This window comes from Moorena sp. SIO4E2 (assembly GCF_010671945.1).
Classification (GTDB): domain Bacteria; phylum Cyanobacteriota; class Cyanobacteriia; order Cyanobacteriales; family Coleofasciculaceae; genus Moorena; species Moorena producens.
This window is the reverse complement of record NZ_JAAHIE010000407.1, coordinates 1-6,793: the sequence shown is the minus strand read 5'-3', so window position 1 is coordinate 6,793 and position 6,793 is coordinate 1. Positions and strand designations below refer to the sequence as shown.

Here is a 6,793-nt window from a genome sequence, read left to right as displayed (position 1 = left end):
CAAGGTGAGCTATTGCGCACAGGTTTAAAAGTGGTAATCCTGGGGCGACCCAATGTCGGAAAATCCAGTTTATTGAATGCCTGGAGTCGATGCGATCGCGCTATTGTCACTGACCTTCCTGGTACCACTAGAGATGTAGTAGAATCCCAGTTAGTAGTTGGGGGAATTCCGGTACAGGTGCTCGATACAGCAGGAATTCGGGAAACGGCTGACCAAGTGGAGAAGATTGGAGTAGAGCGATCGCGTAGTGCAGCGATGGCGGCTGACTTAGTATTACTGGTGATTGAAGCAACCACTGGCTGGAGTGCAGGAGACCAGGAAATTTACCAACAGGTGCAAGAACGTCCCGTAATTCTAGTAATTAACAAAACTGACCTAGCCAGTGATAAGGCTGAATCTACCCTATCCTATCCTAATACTATAGAGCGGGTAGTGAAGACAGCTGCTGCCTACAATCAAGGGATTGATGCTCTGGAGAAGGCAATTCTTGACGCAGTAAATCGTGGCAACCTGCAAGCCGCTGATTTAGATTTAGCCATTAACCAACGACAAGCTGCTGCATTGACCCGGGCGAAAATGTCTCTTGAGCAAGTGCAAGAAACTATTGCGAAAGAGTTACCCTTAGATTTTTGGACGATAGATTTGCGTGGAGCAATTCAAGCCTTGGGAGAAATTACAGGAGAGGAAGTAACCGAATCAGTGCTTGACCGCATTTTCAGCCGTTTCTGTATTGGGAAGTAATATTAAGTTTGTTTGATTACTTGTAAGCATTCAGCCGTCAGCTATCAGCTAAAGGCCTACGGCCACGCTACTTGAGGTGCTAATGCGCTACTGTTCGCGCAGCACCTCAAGTAGCGCAATCCCTGCTAAAGGTCTGTGGCCACGCTACGGGAACAGTTTATGCCCATAGCGTACGTTACTAATGGTGCTTTTGAATAAAATAAGCTGTTCGCGTAGCGTGAGCTTTTAGCTCACGGCTGACGGCTGATAGCTGAATGCTTACGATTACTTATCTTATTACTGGGCTGCTAATGGATAGTGAATAATGGGTAATCAGCAAAAGGCAATTATCCATTATTCACTATTTTTTACCTCTTCCCTCTTACCAGCTCTGTTCGCGTTCGCGCAGCGTCTGGCTCTGCCAGTAAGCGTGGCTCACGGCCTTAGCTCCCTAAAAACCTCACCCAAATCAGAATTGCTCTAAAACTTAGAGACTATTTATAAAGTAAATCTTAAGAAATATAGAGTACTTAATAGGGGTGAGTTAAGGCAGACAGCTCTCGCTACAGGTGAGCTTTTAAAGTACTCGCCGCCTATCTCACCCTACGCAATAATTTAAGCTTTATTTAACTTTAACTAACTTTAACCTTTATTTAACAAAAAGTCTCTAAGAGACTGAATCTAGAAGCTTGTCTTAAATGCTAAAAGCTTGACTATGACTACAGCCCCCCTTAATAAGCTGTTACACACTTAACTGGCTAGCTGGCGTAGATAGTAGATGGGGAGAGGGTTTTGAGGTTTTTTTCTAATTGGAAAATAGGCAATTTAAGCGATGCAGCAAGGGAACAGGCGGTTTCCCCCATGAGCGACGGCATCAAGAAAATGCACAGCAGCTTAAGAGGGAAACTTTGAACAGATGAAAGTCCCCCGTGGCATAAATGGCAAAACCTCTGGTTGAGAAACACCCTTATATATCACGAATCCATTGTAATTACTTAATAATTAGTTGTTTTATATTTTATTATGTGTGTTTTTTTTAAAAAATGTAAACAAGTAACCAGTATTGAATTTATTTCCCCTATAGTTAATTTTTGTCAGCCTTATAAAAAAAAGGAGTTTTGATGTTAACTGCTCAGGCAATTAAAATGCCCGAATTTGATAAATCAATTACTGATTATCAGAACTTACTGGAGCAAAACAACTTTATTTATGTGGAAACTGAAGACCCCAATTTTGACTGGATCGAATTTTCAAAATTGGTCACAGGTGGTGAGTTAATCCTGCAATATGGGCAACCGATTTTCTATGTCAGATATGAACCAGAATTGATGAAATTTTCCGATGCCAGAGGTGAAAGGCGTTTGCTTCCTCATACAGAAGCCAGCGATTATCAAACCCCACCGAACTATCTAGTGCTTTGGTGCAAAAAGCCTTCTGATTGTGGTGGTGGGATGACCACGTTGGCTTATGTGGAAGGATTCCTGAAGACTCTTACGGAAGAAGAAAAGAAAAAACTCATGGAGACTCGACACCATTTTGGTGCCACCAGGGGAGTCCACGCCAACCGCACCAAGGGAGCAATTCATCCGATCCTGTCATTTGAGGGTAAGAAGCCTGTTTTCCGCTTTTCTTGTAACTATATTAAATACGGTGACTACAGCCCCGATCCAGAGAACCTAAAGCCCTTTACTCCCGAGCCGTTTTTGGGAGAAATTGCCGACCGATTTCTAGCGTATTACGAAGAAAATCACATGGCTATTCGGATGAACCAATACTCATTGTTGCTTTGGGACAACAAATGTATAGCACATTCAAGAACCACCTATAGCGATCCCACTCGAGAACTACAACGCATCTTCTTACGGAACTCCTAAGGCTGAAAGCCCCGTGTTTTTAAACCGGGGATGAAAGACCGTAGCGACTTGAGTCGCCGAGTTGACAATACCTTGGCGCTAGGGTGTAATTAAAGCAATTAAAGCATAGGGTACAGGCTGAGAAACCGCAGGCTGAGCCGGGAGAGAGACCCGTAACTTACCGACCTGAAAGTAGTAATGCCCGGAGGGCTTGAAGTTACCGTAAGTAGAGGGTCGCCTTTATAGTCGGCAGGTTATGCAGCATAGGGAAAAGGTTTTGTAGTAAGGCTCCACTCTACTAAGGTTTCGTCTCTGGGAAAATCCTCCTTAAAAACCCAATCATCAATTAACCGTTGGTGTGTGAACCCAGCAAGATAACAACTTGAAATTGAACGGTACGGCGGGGCACGCCGGAACCAAGTGAAACAGGGAAGTAACGGACTTTCTAAGGCACTTCTCAATAAGTAGCTGAACGCTATCGCGAGACTAGCCCGCTGGGTCTTTCGTGAGCTGAACTGAAATCTTAGTCTTGACGGGATTTCGGCTTAGATATTGCCATTTGGACACGAAGGTTTAAGGCCGGTCAAAGATCATGGAATCCCCGTCTTTTTAAAGCGGGGAGTGTCAAGCTAACTGTCAGCTTAAGAGTTAAGTGTTAGCTGACTAATGTAGCTGACTAATGTAGCTGAGTCATGACATCCTGGCGATTCCTACCCTAGGATTTGGTGAGTTGATGAAAAGAGAAATGGGTGAGGGGGTGAGTAGGAATCGCCACCAGTTGAAAGGTAAGTAGCAGAACCTTGAGGTAGCTTGCGGAAAGCATCACGTATAACACTAATGAGGATAATCTCATGAGAATCTTCAATCAATTGGAATCCAATGTGCGAAGCTACTGCCGTTTATTTCCCACGGTGTTTAAAAAAGCACAAGGAGCTGTTCTAGAAGATAAAGAAGGTATTAAGTACATTGACTTTCTGAGTGGAGTGGGTACCCTCAATTACGGACATAACAACCCACAACTAAAAGAACGACTGCTGGGTTATCTGGAGTCCGACGGTATTGTCCATGGTCTCGATTTAGCAACCGTAGCGAAAGAGGAGTTTCTCGAAGCTTTTGAAGCCATTATCCTTAAACCCAGGCAATTGAATTACAAAGTTCAGTTTCCTGGACCAACAGGAACCAATGCTGTGGAGGCAGCTCTAAAACTGACCCGCAACATAACGGGACGGGAAACGGTCATTGCCTTTTCCAATGGCTACCATGGCGTAACCCTAGGTTCCTTAGCAACAACTGCCAACATTTCCCAGCGAGACGCTGCAGGACTCACCACCACAGGCGTAACCTTTATACCCTATGATGGGTACTTGGGTTCGGATATTGATACTACAGAGTACCTAGACAAAGTCCTTTCCGACAGAGGTAGTGGGGTAGCGCTTCCAGCAGCAGTGATTGTAGAAACAATTCAGGGAGCAGGTGGGGTCAATGTAGCCAGCTTTGAGTGGTTGCGATCGCTTGAAAAAGTCTGTCGTAAACATGATGTGCTTTTAGTTGTAGACGACATTCAAGTCGGATGTGGACGGACTGGTTCCTTTTTCAGCTTTGAACAAGTAGGTATTTCCCCTGACATTGTTACTATCTCCAAATCCTTGAGTGGATTTGGTCTTCCTTTCTCATTGGTGCTGATCAAACCCGAATTAGACCAGTGGAAACCAGGTCAACACAGTGGCACCTTCAGAGGACCTAACCTAGCCTTTGTTACCGCCAAAGCAGCCTTGGAAATTTATTGGCAAGACGACAGTCTTTCAGCCTCCGTTAAACAAAAAGGAACCATAATGCAGCTTCGATTGGAACAGATCGCAAAAAATAACCCGGAGGCCGGTTTTTCTGTTAGAGGCAGGGGCATGATTCAGGGCTTAGACTGCAAAGATGGCAACCTAGCTAATAGAGTAATTCGGACAGCCTTTGCTAATGGGCTAATCATGGAAACAGCTGGCGCACAGGGGCAGGTGATTCGATGTCTCCCGCCTTTAACAATTTCCGAAGAAGTATTAGACAAAGGGCTAGACCTCCTCGAAAATAGTGTCAACCAAGTCATCCAGGAGACAGTTTCTAAAAAGTTAGTTGATTTAGGAGCATCTGTTTAATTGCTTATGACTGCTGCATTTGGAAATTCTCCAGAAGTCAAAACCCGGATAGAAAAAATTGAAAACATCTGTGGACGGGATATAGGTAATGGTATAGAGCCCCTTGTGGAGGCTGCCAAGGGGGGGCTGCTTGGTGCAGCTCGCTCCATCGCGGAACATCCATCCCCCCATGTGGCTATTATGACAGGCTTTTTTGTTCCCCATGGAACTCCTCCAGCGGCGGAAACGGATGGCCCCATCGGTTGCGCTCACCTAGCAGCGGCATTACTTAGAGTTGGAATCCCTGTCCGTCTAGTTACCGATCCTCTATGCCTTAATGCTGTCAAGGTTGCTGCTCGGGCAGCAGGAATACCTGCTCAAGTTCCTTTTGATGTCGTTCCTGTCGATGCAGCGAGTGCAGAAGATCCCTCCGTTTCTTCTATTGTGAATTCATGGCAAAGTGCTGAACCACCAGTTTCCCATGTTATCTCTATTGAAAGAGCAGGCCCAAGTTACGATGGTACTGTCCGAAATATGATCGGGAATGATATCACCGCTCATACCGCTCCTTTGCATCTCCTATTTATCCTAAGTGAAATAATTTCCATTGGAATTGGTGATGCTGGCAATGAACTAGGTATGGGAACACTTCCTAAAGAACTCATTGCCAAAAGTATTAGCACAGGAGAACAAATTGCCTGCAATATTCCTTGTAATCACCTCATCGTTTGCGGTGTATCAAATTGGGCAGCAATCGGGTTACTCACTGCTGTTGGTTTACTCCGACCAGACTTGAAATCTAAGTTAACTGAGGGATTAACCTTAGAGACCGATAAACATATTTTGACCACTGTGGTCAAAGAGGGACCAGCGGTAGATGGAGATACAGCAGTCCAAGAGCTTGCAGTTGATACTTTACCCTGGGAATATCATGGTAAAGTCTTGACAGAAATTTTAGAAGCTGCTGGTTTGACAAAGTCAGTTTGAGAGAGCAGCTCCAATGCTTTCCTCCAAAATATCTAGCCCTTGGGTCAAAGTGTCGGGGTCAATCGTTAATGTAGACTGAAGATTAATCACTTCTTTGTTCACTCCCATGGGTTCAAAGATTAAACCCCGCTTGAAAGCTTCATTACTAACTTTTTTAGCCAGGCCCTTTTGTTCACAGGCGATTCCTTGAATCAAACCAAGTCCTCGATGTTCGCCGCCGACTTCTGGATAACGAGTGATCATGTCTTTGAGTCGGTTCTTCATGACCTCACCTTTGTCCGCAATTTCCTGGGTAAAAGTATCTGTCTCCCAGTACTCGTCGAGAGCAGCTGTGGCAGTCACAAAAGCTAGATTATTGCCTCGGAAAGTCCCACTGTGTTCCCCTGGTTTCCAACAGTCTAAATCAGGTCGAATCAGTACCACAGCCATCGGGTTTCCATAGGCGCTTAAAGATTTAGCCAGACAAACTAAATCAGGTTTTAACCCTGCCCGCTCAAAGCTAAAGAAAGGGCCAGTTCGACCACACCCGACTTTAATGTCATCAACAATTAGCAAAATCTCTCGCTCTTGAGTGATCTGGGCAAGGCGTTGCAGCCAAGGAACACTAGCAACATTAATTCCTCCCTCAGATTGAACAGTTTCTAGGATAACTGCTGCGGGTTTTTCCTGATTTAGGGTCAGCTCATCAACCATTTTTTCTAAGTAATCAAGACTGTCGTCTTTGGTGCCATTTTTATCCTCAAACGGCACCGTTAAAACATTACCGAGGGGAATGCCCGCAGCCTTTTGATAGGTAGGATTAGGGGTAACAGCTAGGGCACCTAAAGTATGACCGTGGTAGCCTTTGGTAAAACAGATGACTGTTTTTCGACCAGTCACTTTACGGGCTAGCTTCAAAGCAGCCTCCGCAGAATTAGTCCCCGTCGGACCGGTAAACATAACTTTATAGTTTAGTCCTCGCGGTATTAAGATTACTTCCTCGAAACGTTCGAGAAACTGCTGCTTGGCAGAGGTAAACATATCGAGGCTGTGGGTGATGGCATCTGACTCAATGTATTCGAGGAGACGCTTTTTGAGCTTGGGGTTATTATGTCCGTAGTTGAGGGCACC

The 6,793-nt window shown here is 45.0% G+C and carries 5 protein-coding genes; 4 read left to right on the top strand and 1 reads right to left on the bottom strand.

Translation table 11 applies throughout. From position 1 onward, the window contains the following. From mnmE to F6K37_RS28865, 4 genes are all read left to right on the top strand, one after another. A partial coding sequence (gene mnmE, locus F6K37_RS28880; protein ID WP_287253884.1) for a tRNA uridine-5-carboxymethylaminomethyl(34) synthesis GTPase MnmE occupies positions 1-741 on the top strand: 741 nt, incomplete at its 5' end. A 1,100-nt stretch (positions 742-1,841) separates the two neighbouring features. Continuing rightward, entirely contained in the window at positions 1,842-2,594 is a 753-nt protein-coding gene (locus tag F6K37_RS28875) for a TauD/TfdA family dioxygenase (protein WP_008179108.1), read from the top strand. A gap of 830 nt (positions 2,595-3,424) precedes the next feature. Continuing rightward, positions 3,425-4,717 (top strand): diaminobutyrate--2-oxoglutarate transaminase, encoded by a 1,293-nt coding sequence (gene ectB, locus F6K37_RS28870; protein ID WP_071102071.1) that lies wholly within the window; start codon positions 3,425-3,427, stop codon positions 4,715-4,717. A gap of 6 nt (positions 4,718-4,723) precedes the next feature. Then, positions 4,724-5,683 carry a glutamate cyclase domain-containing protein gene (locus F6K37_RS28865; protein ID WP_008179105.1) on the top strand — a complete coding sequence of 320 codons (960 nt, stop codon included), beginning with the start codon at positions 4,724-4,726 and terminating at the stop codon, positions 5,681-5,683. On the opposite strand, the gene F6K37_RS28860 is transcribed toward F6K37_RS28865, so the two are convergent. Further along, positions 5,675-6,793: diaminobutyrate--2-oxoglutarate transaminase (locus F6K37_RS28860; RefSeq protein WP_287253881.1), on the bottom strand; the 1,119-nt coding region annotated here is incomplete at its 5' end. The two genes, F6K37_RS28865 and F6K37_RS28860, sit on opposite strands and share 9 nt — an antisense overlap.

Excerpts from the sequence above, each read along its gene's own strand:
- F6K37_RS28875 (WP_008179108.1), top strand. The coding sequence starts at position 1,842 with ATGTTAACTGCTCAGGCAATTAAAATGCCCGAATTTGATAAATCAATT.
- ectB (WP_071102071.1), top strand. The coding sequence starts at position 3,425 with ATGAGAATCTTCAATCAATTGGAATCCAATGTGCGAAGCTACTGCCGT.
- F6K37_RS28865 (WP_008179105.1), top strand. The coding sequence starts at position 4,724 with ATGACTGCTGCATTTGGAAATTCTCCAGAAGTCAAAACCCGGATAGAA.